This is a genomic window from Qipengyuania atrilutea (assembly GCF_013370205.1).
Classification (GTDB): domain Bacteria; phylum Pseudomonadota; class Alphaproteobacteria; order Sphingomonadales; family Sphingomonadaceae; genus Actirhodobacter; species Actirhodobacter atriluteus.
The window spans coordinates 203,773-218,974 of the sequence record NZ_JABWGV010000001.1 but is presented as its reverse complement, the minus strand read 5'-3'; the positions used below and the strand labels follow the sequence as shown (position 1 = coordinate 218,974).

16 protein-coding genes and 1 tRNA gene are annotated in these 15,202 nt (G+C 63.5%); 6 read left to right on the top strand and 11 right to left on the bottom strand.

All coding sequences use genetic code 11. The annotated features are described in order from the left end of the window. Positions 1–61 precede the first annotated feature (61 nt). Genes dapF through HUV48_RS01065 form a run of 4 tightly spaced genes read left to right on the top strand, consistent with a single transcriptional unit; the run spans position 62 to position 3,649 of the window. Positions 62–871: a diaminopimelate epimerase gene (gene dapF / locus HUV48_RS01080; RefSeq protein ID WP_176266648.1), complete on the top strand. Its 810-nt coding sequence runs from the start codon at positions 62–64 to the stop codon at positions 869–871. After that, on the top strand, positions 853–2,070 hold the full coding sequence (gene mtaB / locus HUV48_RS01075) for a tRNA (N(6)-L-threonylcarbamoyladenosine(37)-C(2))-methylthiotransferase MtaB (protein WP_176265929.1): 1,218 nt from the start codon (positions 853–855) through the stop codon (positions 2,068–2,070). Before dapF ends, mtaB begins: the two co-directional genes overlap by 19 nt. Beyond that, positions 2,067–2,990 carry a signal recognition particle-docking protein FtsY gene (ftsY, locus tag HUV48_RS01070; RefSeq protein WP_176265928.1) on the top strand — a complete coding sequence of 308 codons (924 nt, stop codon included), beginning with the start codon at positions 2,067–2,069 and terminating at the stop codon, positions 2,988–2,990. Before mtaB ends, ftsY begins: the two co-directional genes overlap by 4 nt. Next, entirely contained in the window at positions 2,990–3,649 is a 660-nt protein-coding gene (locus HUV48_RS01065; protein ID WP_176265927.1) for an inner membrane-spanning protein YciB, read from the top strand. The genes ftsY and HUV48_RS01065 overlap by 1 nt, the downstream gene beginning before the upstream one ends. Before the next feature lie 10 nt (positions 3,650–3,659). Here HUV48_RS01065 and HUV48_RS01060 read toward each other — a convergent pair whose 3' ends face one another. From HUV48_RS01060 to HUV48_RS01015, 10 genes are all read right to left on the bottom strand, one after another. Next, a complete protein-coding gene (locus HUV48_RS01060; RefSeq protein ID WP_176265926.1) occupies positions 3,660–5,636 on the bottom strand; it encodes a potassium transporter Kup in 1,977 nt (658 codons plus the stop codon). A 169-nt stretch (positions 5,637–5,805) separates the two neighbouring features. Then, the gene (locus HUV48_RS01055; protein ID WP_176265925.1) at positions 5,806–6,453 is read right to left on the bottom strand and encodes a tetratricopeptide repeat protein; all 648 of its coding nucleotides are present in this window, start codon (positions 6,451–6,453) and stop codon (positions 5,806–5,808) included. Beyond that, complete coding sequence (locus HUV48_RS01050) at positions 6,450–6,866, bottom strand: cytochrome c-type biogenesis protein (protein WP_176265924.1); 417 nt, start codon at positions 6,864–6,866, stop codon at positions 6,450–6,452. Before HUV48_RS01050 ends, HUV48_RS01055 begins: the two co-directional genes overlap by 4 nt. Beyond that, entirely contained in the window at positions 6,863–7,393 is a 531-nt protein-coding gene (locus tag HUV48_RS01045; RefSeq protein ID WP_176265923.1) for a DsbE family thiol:disulfide interchange protein, read from the bottom strand. Before HUV48_RS01045 ends, HUV48_RS01050 begins: the two co-directional genes overlap by 4 nt. Beyond that, entirely contained in the window at positions 7,390–9,375 is a 1,986-nt protein-coding gene (locus tag HUV48_RS01040; RefSeq protein ID WP_176265922.1) for a heme lyase CcmF/NrfE family subunit, read from the bottom strand. The genes HUV48_RS01045 and HUV48_RS01040 overlap by 4 nt, the downstream gene beginning before the upstream one ends. After that, on the bottom strand, positions 9,372–9,848 hold the full coding sequence (gene ccmE, locus HUV48_RS01035; protein WP_176265921.1) for a cytochrome c maturation protein CcmE: 477 nt from the start codon (positions 9,846–9,848) through the stop codon (positions 9,372–9,374). Before ccmE ends, HUV48_RS01040 begins: the two co-directional genes overlap by 4 nt. Continuing rightward, complete coding sequence (locus tag HUV48_RS01030) at positions 9,845–10,006, bottom strand: hypothetical protein (RefSeq protein ID WP_176265920.1); 162 nt, start codon at positions 10,004–10,006, stop codon at positions 9,845–9,847. The genes ccmE and HUV48_RS01030 overlap by 4 nt, the downstream gene beginning before the upstream one ends. Further along, positions 10,006–10,728: a heme ABC transporter permease CcmC gene (gene ccmC, locus HUV48_RS01025; RefSeq protein ID WP_176265919.1), complete on the bottom strand. Its 723-nt coding sequence runs from the start codon at positions 10,726–10,728 to the stop codon at positions 10,006–10,008. The genes HUV48_RS01030 and ccmC overlap by 1 nt, the downstream gene beginning before the upstream one ends. A gap of 55 nt (positions 10,729–10,783) precedes the next feature. After that, entirely contained in the window at positions 10,784–11,848 is a 1,065-nt protein-coding gene (locus HUV48_RS01020; RefSeq protein ID WP_176265918.1) for a Leu/Phe/Val dehydrogenase, read from the bottom strand. A gap of 58 nt (positions 11,849–11,906) precedes the next feature. Further along, positions 11,907–11,983 (bottom strand) — tRNA-His (locus HUV48_RS01015). 194 nt (positions 11,984–12,177) lie between these two features. Between HUV48_RS01015 and HUV48_RS01010 the strand changes: the two genes are divergently transcribed. Then, complete coding sequence (locus tag HUV48_RS01010; RefSeq protein WP_176265917.1) at positions 12,178–12,822, top strand: prolyl hydroxylase family protein; 645 nt, start codon at positions 12,178–12,180, stop codon at positions 12,820–12,822. Next, entirely contained in the window at positions 12,819–13,001 is a 183-nt protein-coding gene (locus HUV48_RS01005; RefSeq protein WP_176265916.1) for a hypothetical protein, read from the top strand. The genes HUV48_RS01010 and HUV48_RS01005 overlap by 4 nt, the downstream gene beginning before the upstream one ends. A 23-nt stretch (positions 13,002–13,024) precedes the next feature. Here HUV48_RS01005 and HUV48_RS01000 read toward each other — a convergent pair whose 3' ends face one another. Then, a complete protein-coding gene (locus HUV48_RS01000) occupies positions 13,025–15,118 on the bottom strand; it encodes a malate synthase G (RefSeq protein ID WP_176265915.1) in 2,094 nt (697 codons plus the stop codon). Positions 15,119–15,202 lie beyond the last annotated feature (84 nt).

The following is a 15,202-nucleotide window of genomic DNA, read 5'->3' as shown; positions in this document are numbered from 1 at the left end:
GGCCGATTGCGGCCAGCGCTCTTTACGATAGCCTATGCCGCGCATAGATGCGGGCGCGATAATGCGCATTTCCTTCACCAAGATGCACGGTCTGGGCAACGACTTCGTCGTTATCGATGGCCAAGCGCAAATTTTGCCGGAGCTTTCCCCGGCCGCGGTGCGCAATATCGCCGACAGGCACGGCGGTATCGGCTGCGACCAGCTTATCCTGCTCGAAGCATCGGATAAGGCCGACTCCAAGATGAGGATCTTCAACGCCGATGGCAGCGAGGTCGAAGCTTGCGGCAATGCGGCCCGCGCGGTCGCCGTATTGCTCGGAGAAAAAGCGGCGCTGGAGACTGCCGGCGGTGTCATTGCGCTCACTCCGGCAGAAGGCGGGGCAAGCGTCGACATGGGCACACCGCGCTTCGGCTGGGAGGAAATCCCGTTACAGATGCCGATGAATACGAACCGGATGCCGGTCGCCTGGGATGGACTAGAGAACCCTGCGGCGGTCAATGTCGGTAATCCGCATGTGATCTTCTTCGTCGAGAATGTCGCCGACGTTCCGCTGTCCGATCTCGGACCTCAGATTGAGCACGACCCGCTGTTCCCTGAGCGCGTCAACGTAAACGTCGCTTCCGTGAAAGATCGCAAAACCATAGAGTTGCGCGTCTGGGAACGCGGTGCGGGTCTGACCAAGGCTTGCGGCACGGGAGCCTGCGCAACGGCAGCCGCAGCGATACGCCGCGGGCTGACGGAGAAGCGAGTAATCGTTCACCTTCCTGGCGGGGCGCTCGAAATCGAACAGGCCGGTGATGGCCGGCTGACCATGACCGGCCCGGCAACCGAGAGCTTTCGCGGCTCGTTCGAATGGGACGACTTCGCGTGAACGCGCTTGCGGACACTACCCGCGGTGCGAAGATCGTATCGCTCGGCTGCCGCCTCAATATCGCGGAAAGCGAACGCATGGCGGCGCTGCTCGCGCAAGAGAGCGGTCTCGTCGTCGTGAACAGCTGCGCGGTCACGGAAGAAGCCGTAAGGCAGACCCGCAAGGCGATCCGCCGTGCCCGGCGGGAAAATCCCGATGCGCGGCTGCTCGTTACAGGCTGCGCTGCCGATATAGAGCGCAGCGCTCTCGGCGCGATGGACGAGGTCGACGGACTTGTTCCGAACGCGGCAAAACTCGACGCGAGGGCGTGGAACGTACCTCTCCCCAAAACGATGCCGCGCAATGCTCCCAAACATACGCGGGCGTTTATCGCGGTGCAGAACGGCTGCGACCACGCCTGCACCTTCTGTGTCATTCCGCAGGGCCGCGGAAAGAGCCGCTCGCTGTCCATGGGCGAAGTCCTGCGTGAAGTAGAGCGTCATCTCGACGCGGGCGCAGCCGAAGTCGTTCTGACGGGCGTCGATCTGACTTCATGGGGTAGTGATTTAGCCAGCAGCCCCACCCTCGGCTCTCTCGTTGCCGCGATCCTGAACACATTTCCCGCATTGAGACGGCTCCGCCTGTCTTCGCTCGACGGAATCGAGATCGATCCGGAGTTGATCGAACTGTTCTGCTTGGAAGAACGGCTCATGCCGCATCTGCACCTGTCGATGCAGCACGGGTCGGACCTTATCCTGAAGCGGATGAAGCGCCGCCACCTGCGCAGCGATGCCATCAAGCTTGTTGAAAGACTCAAGGCCGAGCGGATCGACCTCGCCGTAGGTGCCGACCTTATCGCAGGCTTTCCGACCGAGACCGAAGCGCATCACGCGGACAATCTTGCGATTATCCGCGATCTCGGCATCGTACACGGCCACGTCTTTCCGTATTCGCCGCGTTTAAACACCCCCGCCGCGCGCATGCCGCAGCATGTGCGCTCGACCATCAAGCAGCGCGCGAAGGAACTGCGCGAGGCGGTTTCCCTTCAGCGAGCGGAATGGCTCGAAAGCCTCGTGGGCAACGAACAATCCATTCTCGTCGAAAGCGACGGAACGGGCTATGCGCCAAACTATGCCCGCATTTCCGCTCCGACCGGCTCGAACCGCGGGGATATCGTGAGTGTAACCCCGCTCCGCCATGACAAGGACCTTCTGATATGAGCGAGACACGCTGGTCCGACCGGCTCTTCGGCGGCTTCCGCAAGACGTCGGAGCGACTTTCCGGAAACCTCACCGGCGTTGTCGGTACGGCGAAGCTGGACGACGCGACGCTGGACGAGGTGGAGGATGCGCTGATCGTCTCGGACCTCGGCCCGGCAGCGGCCGCGCGTATTCGTGCGAAACTTTCCGAGCAGCGCTTCGGCCGCGAAATCACCGAGCGCGAACTCAAGGAAACGGTTGCCGAAGAAATCGCGGCCATCCTGCGCCCGGTGGCCAAGCCGCTCGAAATCGTCGCTTTCCCCCGCCCGCAGGTCATACTCGTCATTGGCGTGAACGGTTCGGGCAAGACGACTACTATCGCGAAACTCGCGCACTGGTTTCAGGAAGACGACTACGGCGTGATGCTGGCGGCGGGCGACACCTTCCGCGCGGCGGCAATTGGTCAGCTGGCGACATGGGCTGACCGGCTAGGCGTGCCTATCGTACGCGGGCCACAGGGCGGAGATCCAGCAAGTGTCGTCTTTGACGGGGTCAAGGCCGCGACGGACCAGGGCATCGATACGTTGATCGTGGATACCGCCGGGCGACTGCAGAACAAGCGCGAGCTGATGGACGAGCTTGAGAAAATTCGCCGCGTTCTCGGCCGGCTCAATCCGGAGGCGCCGCACGATGTCGTGCTCGTGCTCGATGCGACAAACGGGCAGAACGCGCTGTCGCAGATCGAGGTTTTCAAGCAGGTCGCAGGCGTTACCGGCCTCATCATGACGAAGCTGGACGGAACGGCGCGCGGCGGCGTTCTGGTCGCGGCAGCCGAGCAATACGGCCTGCCGATCCACGCCATCGGCGTGGGCGAGCAGATGGACGACCTGCGCCCCTTCGACCCCGACCTTGTCGCGCGCGTTATCGCAGGGGTGGCATAATGAAAAGCGAACCGCAGGCCGATACGAAACCGAAGTCCGGTTGGCTCAACGTGCTTGTCGACTACGGTCCGCTGGCCGTCTTTCTCGGCACCTACAAGTGGTTCTCGCCGGACGATCCTCAGCCGCTGGCCGAGATCGCAGCAGTCATCAAGGGTACGCTGGCCTTCATGGTGGCAGCGGTGGCGGCGCTCCTGTTCTCGAAATTCCGTCTCGGCCGCGTATCACCGATGCTCTGGTTCTCGACCGGACTCATCGTCTTCTTCGGCGCGCTTACAATCTTCTTCGGCGATCCGACGTTCGTCCAGGTCAAGCCGACGATCATCTACACGGGCTTCGGGCTCGCCCTGCTGATCGGCTATTTCTGGAAACGGCGGGCGTTGCTCAAGATTCTGCTCGAAGCGGCCTTCGAAGGCGTAAGCGAGGAAGGATGGCTCAAGCTGTCGCGCAACTGGGGCTTCTTCTTCCTGTTCCTCGCCGGTCTGAACGAGGCGCTACGGCTCCAGCTTTCCTTCGAAAGCTGGCTGTGGGCGAAGTTCTGGGTCTTCATGCCGCTGACCTTCCTCTTCACCTTCAGCCAGATACCGATGCTCATACGGCACGGGCTGAACGTAGGTGAGGAAGAAAAGGCCGTGACCGAGCAGCCGCCGACCGGAGAATAGGTCGCGGCAGCTAGATCCGAACCTGACTGCCCAGTTCGACGACACGGTTGGTCGGCAGACGGAAGAACTCCATCGCCGTCGCCGAATTGCGAAGCATCCAGGCGAAAATCTTCTCCCGCCAGATCGGCATGCCCGGCTTCTCCGAAGGAAGCAGCGTCTGGCGCGACAGGAAGAAGCTGGTGTGCATCATCTCGAACGCACCGCCGCACTGTTCCATGGTCTTGAGCCCTGACGGCACGTCGGTTTCCTGCATGAAACCGTAGTGCAGAATGGCGCGGAAGAAGCCGTCACCCATGTCGTGATATTCGCAGCGTTCGCGCGCATCGACGTAAGGCACGTCGGCGATCTCGACCGTCAGGATCACCACGCGTTCGTGCAACACCTTGTTGTGCTTAATATTATGCAGCAGCGCGGACGGCACGCCTCCCTTGGATGAAGCCATGAAGATGGCCGTGCCCGGGACGCGTGTCGCGCTGTTCTTCGCCGATTTGGCGAAAATTTCGAGCGGCAGGGCAACCTCGCTCATGCGCTCGCGCATCAGCTTGCGGCCTTTCGCCCAGGTCGTCAGCAGCGTGAAAGCGATCGCTCCGACCAGTAGGGGGAACCACCCGCCGTCGCCGACCTTGGTCAGGTTTGCGGCGAAATAGGCTCCGTCCACGATCAGGAATAGGATCACGACCGGCGCCGCATACCACCAGCGCCACTTCCAGACGCCGACGAGCAGCACCGCCATAAGCAGCGTGTCGATCGTCACGGCGCCCGTTACCGCGATTCCGTAGGCATTGGCGAGGTTGGACGAGTTCTGGAACGTCAGCACGAGCACGATGACCGCTACCAGCAGCGCCCAGTTCACGACCGGGATGTAAATCTGCCCCGCCTCTGTCTCGCTCGTGTGGCGGATCGACATGCGGGGGATGAAACCGAGTTGCATCGCCTGATGCGTTATGGAGAACGCACCGGAAATTACCGCCTGGCTGGCGATGAAGGTCGCGAAAGTTGCGAGGAAAACGAGCGGCAGGCGCCACTGCTCGGATGCCAGGAAGAAGAACGGGTTCTGGATGGCTTCCGCAGCACCTTGTGCGTCGAGACCGATGATCATCGCGCCCTGCCCGAAATAGTTGAGAAGGAGGCACGGCATGACGAAGCCGAACCACGACAGCTTCATCGGCCCGCGCCCGAAATGTCCCATGTCGGAATAGAGCGCTTCTGAGCCCGTCACTGCGAGCACGACGGAGCCGAGCGCAAGGAAGGCGAGCGTCCCGTCGAGAATGAAGAAGTTGACGGCGTAATAGGGATTGAGCGCCCACAGGATCTGAGGCGTCTGGATTATTTGCCACGTTCCGAGCCCCGCAAGGACGAAGAAATAGACGATCATTACCGGTGCAAAGAGTGCGCCGACCTTGGCCGTCCCGCGCTTTTGCAGCAGGAAAAGCAGAACGAGCAGAAACAGCGCGAGCGGAATGACGTAGTCGGAGAACCCCTCGTCCACGACCGTCAGCCCTTCCACGGCGGACAGGACCGAGATCGCGGGCGTGATCATGCTGTCGCCGTAGAACAGCGATGTCGCGAACACGCCTAATAGCACGGCTACCCAGGCATTGCGGCTGTTCTTGACGTGGCTCGAAATGAGCGCGACGAGAGCGAGGCTGCCGCCCTGTCCCTTGTTGTCCGCCCGCATGAGGATGGTGACGTACTGGATCGAGACGACCAGTGTCATCGACCAGAAGATGAGGCTGATGACGCCCAACACATGCGCGGTATCGAGCGCCAGCTTATTCGGCCCGATGAAAGTCTCGCGGAAAGCATACAGCGGGCTGGTGCCGATGTCGCCGAAGACGATCCCGATCGCCCCAACCGCCAGGGCGGCTTTCGAGGCTCCCTGCCCGTGTCCGTGTCCGCCGCCTTGTGCAGGCGCTTCCGCACCGACTTCGGCCGGGGCCTGCACGTCAGCAGACGGATGTTTCTGGGGAATGGCGCTATCGCTCATATAAATCCAAGCCCTGCTGCCGGCCACAAGCCGGCGATTGACCATGCGGCCGACCTATGCCGCTAAGCCTCCCCCAAAACCTCTACTCTGCCTGTTCCCGGCAGCGGTGGGCGCGCTTACCACCTCGATTGCCCGGCGGCAACTTGCGCTTCGAGATTGCACAGTTTTGCTACTGCGGCGGCCCGTTCGCCGCAGAAGAAGCGCTGATGAAGGCATCGAGCTGGGCTAGCCGGAACGCGAGTTCCGGGCGAAAATCCGCGTCTTCCGGGCTCAATTCGAGCGCCTCTGCCCACAAGGCACGGGCATCGGCAAGCTCGCCGCGCCGGAGCAGCGCCGCGCCAAGGAAGTAGGGCGGCGCCGGGCTGTCCGGATCTGCCGCGCGCGCGCGGGCGAAAGCTTCGGCCCCCGCCGGGGTCAGCGTCCCGTTCGCGTATTCGACCAGTACGTTGCCGAGCGACACCCACGCCTCCGCATCGTTCGGCTGCTCGCGAATAGCGAGATTGAGGAAATCGGCTGCTTCTCCGTAGCGGCCCCGCCGAGCGAAGCCGTCCGCCAGATTGACGTAACGCGAGGGAGGAAGGTCGGGTCCGAACATCGCGCGGCGAGCGCGGATGACGGCTTCGCTACCCGCATCGCTAATTTCCACCGCGCTGCGCGGCGCACCCGGAAGATCGGGGCTGCCCTGCACTGCGTATCCGGCGAGGGCGAAGAGCAAGGCTGCCGCGAACAGCGTGTAGCCCTGCCGCGGAAGGCCCGCCAGATAGGCCGCGGAGATAAGGCCGAGCGCCGCCAGCGCGATCAGCAGAAGCCAGATCATGAAGGTTCCGCCTTGCTACGCCGCAGCCTACGCGACAGGGCAATGCCGGCGACAAGAATCAGTAGCAGCGGAACCGCGAACAGGGGCCATGTCGTGCGGCTCATGCGCGGTTCGTAGCTGATGTAATCGCCGTAGCGCTCCATCATCCAGCCGCGAATATGTTCAGGGTGTTCGCCCGAAGCGATCCGGCTGCGCACCTGGTGACGCATGTCGCCCGCCATTGGCGCATCGCTGTCGGCGATCGACTGGCTCTGACAGGTGAGGCACCGCAGGCTTTCCATCAGTTCGCGCGCTTCGGCTTCCTGCGCCGGATCGTCGAGCTGGTTGTAAGCATAGGGCGCGGGCGGCATCGAATCCTGCGCTAGCGACGGGGTCGCGGCCAGCAATGCCAACAGGATCGCGAAACCCTTCATTCCTGTGCCTCGCGCAATTCGGCGAGCAATTCGGGCACGTGTTCAGACCGAATGTCGCCGATATGCTGGTGCCGTATGATGCCCTGCCCGTCGATAACGAACGTTTCGGGCACCCCCGACGAGCCTAGCGCAAGCTGCAATTCTGACAGGTCGTCCGCACCGATCGAACTGTAAGGGTCGCCGTGCGTCTCGAGGAATGCAGCGATGTCCTCGGGTTTGTCGCGGATGGCGACGCCGACGATCTCCACCCCCGCTTCGTCGAGCGCTTCGAGCTGCGGCGCCTCGGCAATGCACGGCAGGCACCAGCTCGCCCAGACGTTGAGAAGGCGCGGTTTGCCGTCCGCGAACATCGCATTCGTTACCGGCTGACCGCCATTGAGCGCAGCAGGTAGGGCGAATTCGGGAAGCGGCTTGCCGACCATCGCGCTCACGATGCGGTCGTCCTTCGGCTGATTGAGCTGATAGGCCGCCAGCCCTAGCACCAGAGCAAACAGGCCTAGCGGCACGAAGAGTTTCCAGCGGCTCATGCGGCGGCTTCCAGAGCGCGCTCGTCTGCACGGCGCGAGGCGAGGCGGCTGCGCACGGATCGCCGCGTTAGGTCTTTCCTTACCCGCCCGATTATCGAAAGAACGCCGCCGAAAGCGATCAGCAGCCCGCCATACCAAATGAACGTGACGAAGGGCTTCCACCACAGCCGCAGCTGCCAGCGCCCGTCGTCGAGCTGGTTGCCAAGCACGGCGTAGAGCTGGCCGTTCCAGCGGGTGGCCAATGCGCTCTCGGTTGTCTGCTGGACCGGTGCCCAGAACGTGCGCGATTGCGGCGCCATCATGATCGGTTCGCTGGTCCGGCTCGCGTCTTCCGCGCGGACGGCAAGGCGCCCTTCGAGCGCGGTCCAGTTCGGTCCTGCAACCGGATCGACGCCGTTCAACGTCACGCGCCATGGACCGGCCTGCGCCGTCTCGCCCACTTCGAGAGCCGCCAGCCGCTCGCTCGAGAACGCACTTTCGCTTGCCATTCCGAACAGCGCGACTGCGATGCCGAAATGCGCGACGACCATCCCCCAGGTCGCGAGCGGCACGCGCGTCAGTTTGCGGCGGCGAAGAGGTATGAAGCTCGCTACGGCAAGAATGGCAGCGAGCGCGAGCCCGACTAGCGGCAGGAATGCGATATCGGCAACGAGGGCGACTATCGCCAGCACGACCGCGCCGATCACAGTGAGCAGGGCAAGTGGCTTCATGACGCGCTCCAGCCGGTCGCGCCGCCAGCGCAGCAGCGGGCCGATTGCCATGACGACAAGCATCGGCAGCACGAAGATCGCGCTGACCGGATTGAAGTAGTTCGGCCCGACCGACACGCGCACGTCGAACGCTTCGGTCAGCAGCGGATAAAGCGTGCCGAGCAGCACAATACCCAGCGTCGCCGACAGCAGCACGTTGTTGACGACCAGCGCGCCCTCGCGGCTTGTCGCGGCGAAGCGCTCGCCCTCCGCCACGGCTCCGGCGCGAAGCCCGAAAAGCAGCAGCGCACCGCCGATGTAGATGCCGAGCAGCACGAGAATGAACATCCCCCGCTCCGGATCGACCGCAAAGGCATGAACGCTCGTCAGAATGCCCGACCGCACGAGGAAGGTGCCGAGCATTGACATCGAAAAGGCGATCACGCCCAGCAGGATCGTCCATGCGCGCAGAGCGTCGCGCGCGGCCAGCACGCTGATCGAATGCAGTAGCGCAGTCGCTGCCAGCCATGGCATGAGCGAGGCGTTCTCGACCGGGTCCCAGAACCACCAGCCGCCCCAGCCGAGCTCGTAATAGGCCCAGTAGCTTCCCGCCGTGATGCCCATGGTAAGGCACACCCACGCCGCCAGCACCCACGGGCGCGACACGCGGGCGAACTCGGGCGTCACCTGCCGCGTGAGCAGCGCGCCGACTGCGAAACTGAAGGCGACCGACAGTCCGACATAGCCGAAATAAAGGACCGGAGGATGCAGCGCGAGGCCGATGTCCTGCAAGAGCGGATTGAGCCCCATGCCTTCCGGTGCGGGCACCTCCAGCCGTTCGAACGGATTGGAACTGAACAGCAAGAAGGCATAGAACCCGAGCGCGACGAAACCCTGCGCGGCAAGCGTCGCCTGCATCATGCGTTCGGGCAGACGCCGCTCCAGCGCGGCGATCAATGCGCCGGAGAAAGCCATGACCGTCACCCACAGCAGCATCGAGCCTTCGTGATTGCCCCAGCTACCGGCGAGCTTGAAGATCATCGGCTTGGCGGAATGCGAATTGGCGGCGACGAGCTTCACCGAAAGGTCGGTAACGGCGAACACGTAGAGCAGCGCCACGAAGGAACAGGCTGCGAAGAACGCCTGCACGATTGCGGCGGGCCGGATGAACATACCCATCGGGTTCTCACCGCCCGTGCCGTCCGTTCGAAAAGCGAGCACGCCTCCGGCGAGCTGCAACAGCGCTAGCACCGCCGCCAGCCATAGGCTCGCAAGACCGATTTCCGCGATCATGTGCCGGGGTCGGCTGCGCGGGTTTCCGCGACGATCTGTTCGGCCTGCGCTTTCGTCATGTCTTCGAGTTCGCGGGGAATGTAATTCTCATCGTGCTTGGCAAGAAGGTTCGAAGCCTCGAACACGCCGTCGGAGCGGAGCCGTCCTTCGGCCACGACGCCTGAACCCTCCACGAACAGATCGGGTACGATCCCCGAGAACCGCACTGGAACGCGCGCCCGGTCCTTGTCGGTCACGACGAATGCGAGCGTGACCCCATCGGGCTGGGTCGCGAGACTGCCCTCCTCCACCATCCCGCCGAGCCGCACGTCGCGGTCCGGTCGCGGCGGATCCGCCAGCATCTGCCCCGGCAGGTAAAAATAGTCCGCCTGGTTTCTGAGAGCGTAGGCTGCGAGCAGCCCTGCCCCGACCAGCGCCAAGAGGGCGATCAGACCGAGGACCAGCCGCTGGTGCTTGGCTTTGAGCGCGCTCATCGTTCCGGACGCTCTAGCGCGTCGCTGCGCACCTTGTCGCGCCGGCGCTCCGCCCGCCGCATCGCCAGCCAACTCCATCCGACGAGCAACAGCGTGCCGGCAATCGCCACGGCATAGGCTGCAATGACGTAGTTCGTCTGGTCGAGCGCTTCGCGCATCAGACTACCTCGCCTGCCATGCGCCGAAGGCGGGCTTCGGCCTGCGCCTCGGCCAGCAAGGCACGCATCCGGGCCAGCACGACACCGGAGAAAATAAGCGAGAAGCCGGCGACAGCCGCGAGCAGCGGCGTAAGATAGGCAGCGTCGATTGCGCTCTTCCCGACCGTGATGCTCGGCGGTTGGTGAAGCGAGTTCCACCAGACGACGCTGCGGTTGATGATCGGAATGTTGACCGCACCGAGAAGCCCGAAAATAGCCGGAATGCGCGGCGAAATGCCTTCGCGCGCGCTTGCGTCGGACAGCGCGATGTAGGCGAGATAGAGGAACAGCAGGATGAGCATCGATGTCAGCCGCCCGTCCCACACCCACCACGTGCCCCATGTGGGCCGACCCCAGATCGACCCGGTCACCAGGCAGATCGCGGTGAAGACCGCTCCCGGCAGTGCAGCCGCGCGTGCCGCGAGCGCGGCCAGCGGGTGGCGCCAGACGAGAAACGCAAGGCTTGCCGCGGCGATCGCAGCCCAGCCGCCCATGCCCAGCCATGCCGCGGGTACGTGGATGAAGAGGATGCGCACCGTCTCGCCCATCAGCCGGTCGGGCGGAACCTGCGTCACGCCCCAAAACAGGGCCGCCCCGGTAAGCAACATGCCCAGGGTCAGCGCGAGCGGCGTTATCCAGCGCGCGAGCGACAGGAAGCGGCGGGGATTGGCGAAGGAATGCATCGTTCGGTCTGCGGTCTTATGTGGCAGCGACCGCCGCTGCTATCAAGAAGCGGCTTTAGCGCCCGATCAGCTTCTGCGCCATCCGGTCCGCGACCTGGTCGGACGAAATTCCGCTCCGCTCGCTCTCTTCCCAGATTTCCACGAGGCGGCCCGGTATCTGCGCGATGCGCCGGCGCACTTCGTTGATGTCGCAGTTTCCTTCGCCGCAGCGGCAGAGATATTCCATCGTCACGCTGATGATGCCGCCTGCATTGATGACGTAGTCGGGAGCATAGAGAATACCGCGCGCCGCCAGCATCGGACCATGACCTGCGCGGGCAAGCTGGTTGTTCGCGCCGCCTGCCACGATTGCGCAATCGAGTCTTCCAATTCCTTCGTCGTCGAGGATGGCGCCGAGCGCATTCGGGCTGAAGACGTCGCAGGGCGTCGACATGATCGCATCGGCGTGCACGGTTTGTGCGCCAAGTTCCTTTGCAAGCGCTTCGGCCCGCTTCTCGTCGATGTCGGACAGGGTCAGCTTCGCGCCGTCATGCGCCAGAAGCTTCGCAACGCCGCCGCCGACGCTGCCGGTTCCCTGAACCGCGACATGGACACCCTCGACGCTGTCCTTGCCGAGCTTGTACTGAACAGCCGCCTTGATGCCGTGATAGATACCCATCGCGGTGAACGGTCCGGGATCGCCGCCCGCTTCGTCCGCGTCGTCGTTCGGCAGGCCGGAGACGAACTTCGTCCGTTTGGCCACCGCGGCCATGTCGGCTTCGCTGATGCCGACGTCTTCTGCCGTGACGTATTTCCCGCCGAGCGCGTCGACCGCGTCGCCGAACGCAGCCAGCATTTCGGGCGTCTTGGTCCGGTCTTCGCCTGCGAGGATAACCGCCTTGCCGCCGCCCATCGGGAGGCCGGCCATGGCGTTCTTGTAGCTCATTCCGCGCGAGAGGCGCAGCGCATCCCGCATGGCGGCCTTGGGTTCTGCGTAATGCCAGAAGCGCGTGCCGCCCGCGCCGGGTCCGAGATGCGTCGAATGCAGCGCGATGATCGCGGTCAGGCCGGATTTCCGGTCATGGATCAGTTCGACCCGCTCATGCTCGTCGAAGTCCGGTTCGGTCCAGAAAGCCGTCATTGGTCGCATATTTCCCGCTTGAATCGAATGGCGTGAAGTCACCGGCGGAAGCAGGAAATGGGGCGATCGAGGGGTCTCGAACCCCCGACCTCCGGTACCACAAACCGGCGCTCTAACCAACTGAGCTACGATCGCCACATACCCGCCGGACCTGCCGGTCTCGCGGGCTGATAGTGCGAGAAACGGGGCGGTCAACCCGCGTCGCGAACTGCGCGGCGCGTGTTGCATAAGCGGCGGCTTTTGGGAAGCGAAAACTGTGCGGGCGCCAGTTCTACGCAAGATTGTTACGCGCTTGTTTCGAGCATACCAGTTTGGCTATTGCGCGAAGCATGGCAAGCAGCACCAGACCACCCAGCGAATCCTCCGCCGAGCATCTGCTCGGCCAGCGCGGCGTTCAGCGCATACCGACGGACAAGCTCGAGCTGTTTCAACTGCGCAATTTCCTCTCCGCGGATCATTGCGCCAGGTTGATCGACCTGATCGACGAGAAGCGCCGCCCCTCGACAATAGCGGACGACAATGGCGATGCGTATTTCCGTACCAGCGAGACCTGCGACCTCTCGCCGGACGAACCGGCGGTCCGTCAACTCGAGGATCTGCTCGATACGCTTTCCGGCATCGATCCGGCGCATGGCGAACCGGTTCAGGGACAGCGGTACGATGTCGGGCAGGAATTCAAGCCGCACACCGATTACTTCACGCCGAACGGGCCGGACTGGGACAAGTTCTGCTCGGTCGCCGGACAGCGCAGCTGGACCTTCATGGTTTATCTGAACGATGTCGATGCGGGCGGCGGAACGCGCTTCAAGACGATCAGGAAGACAGTCCAGCCGGAAACCGGCAAGCTGCTTTGCTGGAACAACCGGCGCCCCGACGGCTCGCCCAATCCCAACACGCTTCATCACGGGATGAAGGTGCGCAAGGGCCTCAAATACGTCATCACCAAATGGTACCGCGAGAAGGAATGGGGGTGAGCACGCAGCCCGGTCTCGTCGCGATCTACCGCTGGCGCATCGATGACGAAAACGTCGAAGCGTTCCGCGCGCGATGGACCCATGCGACGCGCGCGCTGAAGCCGCATGGCGGCATGGGCTCGCTTCTCGCACGGGCCGACGACGGCAGCTTTGATGCCGTCGCCCTCTGTCCTCAGTAAGCTTTCCCGCGTTTAATTCAGACTTAGGCTTTCTTCTTCAGCCGCCAGGAATGCAGCAGCGGTTCGGTATATCCACTCGGTTGCCGTGTGCCTTCGAAGATGAGATCACAGGCGGCACGGAACGCGGGCGCGTTCTCGTTGCCCGACAGCTTCTCGTAGGACGGGTCGTCGGCGTTCTGCTCGTCCACTTTCTTCGCCATGCGGCGCAGCGAATCCATCACTTGATCCTTCGAGCAAACCCCGTGATGCAGCCAGTTCGCCATGTGCTGCGATGAGATACGCAGCGTTGCCCGGTCTTCCATCAGCCCGACGTCGTTGATGTCGGGAACCTTGGAGCAGCCGACCCCCTGGTCGATCCAGCGTACGACATAGCCGAGGAGCCCCTGCGCGTTGTTGTCGAGTTCCTCGCGCACTTCCTCTTCCGACCAGTTCGCGCCGCGCGCGAGCGGAATGGTCAATAGCGGTTCGAGACCGGGCACTTCGCCGAGCCCTTGCTGCGCTTCGAAGACATCCTCGCGGTGGTAATGCAGCGCGTGCAGCGTCGCGGCCGTCGGTGAGGGAACCCAGGCAGTGTTCGCCCCGGCGCGTAAGTGACCGATCTTCTCGATCATCATTTTGCCCATGAGGTCGGGCGCGGGCCACATGCCCTTCCCGATCTGCGCGCGGCCCGACAGGCCATGCCGCAGGCCGATGCCAACGTTGCGCTTTTCATAGGCGTCGAGCCAGTCGCTCGACTTCATATCCGCCTTGCGGATCATCGGACCGGCCTGCATCGAGGTATGGATCTCGTCCCCCGTCCGGTCGAGGAAGCCGGTGTTGATGAAGACGATCCGGTCCTTCACTGCATGGATACACGCGGCCAGGTTGGCGCTAGTGCGCCGCTCTTCGTCCATGACCCCGACTTTGATCGTGTGGCGCGGCAGACCGAGCAGGTCCTCCACCGCATCGAACAGGTCGTTGGTGAAGGCGCATTCCTCCGGCCCGTGCATCTTGGGCTTGACGATGTAGATCGAGCCGCAGCGCGAGTTCCCGTATCTCGCGTGGTCTTCGACATCGAGCGTGCTGATCGCGCTCGTGAAGACCGCGTCCATGATGCCTTCGGGTATCTGTCCGCCGTCCGCCAGCGTAATCGCCGGATTGGTCATCAGGTGGCCGACATTGCGGATGAAAAGCAGACTGCGGCCGGGCAGGCTCTGCGGATTGCCGTCAGTGTCGGCGAAGTCCTTGTCCGGCGCGAGCTCGCGTGTCAGGCTTTCGTCGCCCTTCTGGAATGTCTCGCTCAGATCGCCGCGAATGACGCCCAGCCAGTTGGAGTAGGCCAACAGCTTGTCTTCCGCATCGACCGCGGCAACCGAATCTTCGCAATCCGCGATTGTCGTCAGAGCCGCTTCGAAGACGATATCCGCAATGCCCAGCCGGTCGCTTTTGCCGACCTGGCTACCGGGATCGACCACCAGTTCGAAATGGAGGCCGTTGTTGCGCAGCAGCGGGCCGCGCCCCGTATGCCCGACAAGTTGCGCCGGATCGGCGAGCGTCAGGTCGTCCAGCGTTTCCAGATCGGTCCAGCTTCCGCTGGCGAGCGGCGCGATCTCGTCGAGCAGCTTGCGCCCCTCCGCCATCACCGCCGCACCGCGTTTCTCGTCGTAGCCGCCGGGCTTGGCTGCAGGCGCATCGAGCGCATCGGTGCCGTAGAGCGCGTCATAGAGGCTGCCCCAGCGCGCATTGGCGGCATTCAGCAGGAAGCGCGCATTGAGGATCGGGACCACCAGCTGCGGCCCCGCCATCTTCGCAATCTCGGGATCGACGTTCTCCGTCCCGATCTGGAACTCGCCAGGTTCGGGCACGAGATAGCCGATCTCTTCGAGGAAGCTGCGATAGGCCGCGCCGTCGTTGTGCTGCCCCTTCCGCTCCGAATGCCAGGCGTCGATCTTGGCTTGCAGATCCTCGCGCTTCTGCAGAAGCGCCTTGTTGCGCGGTGCGAAGGTGCCGAGCAGGTCTGCGAAGCCCTGCCAGAAGGCGTCTACGTCGCGTCCGAGCGGCTTCAGCACCTCGCGTTCGAGAAATTCCGCCAGCTTCGCATCGACCCGCAAACCGGCCTTGTCCGTCATGTTCGTCATCATTCCTCGCACGTGAATTGGCGCACTCGCTATGAGTACGCAGGTCTAGCCAATCAATTCCCGGGGAGGAGGCCTGCCGTATGG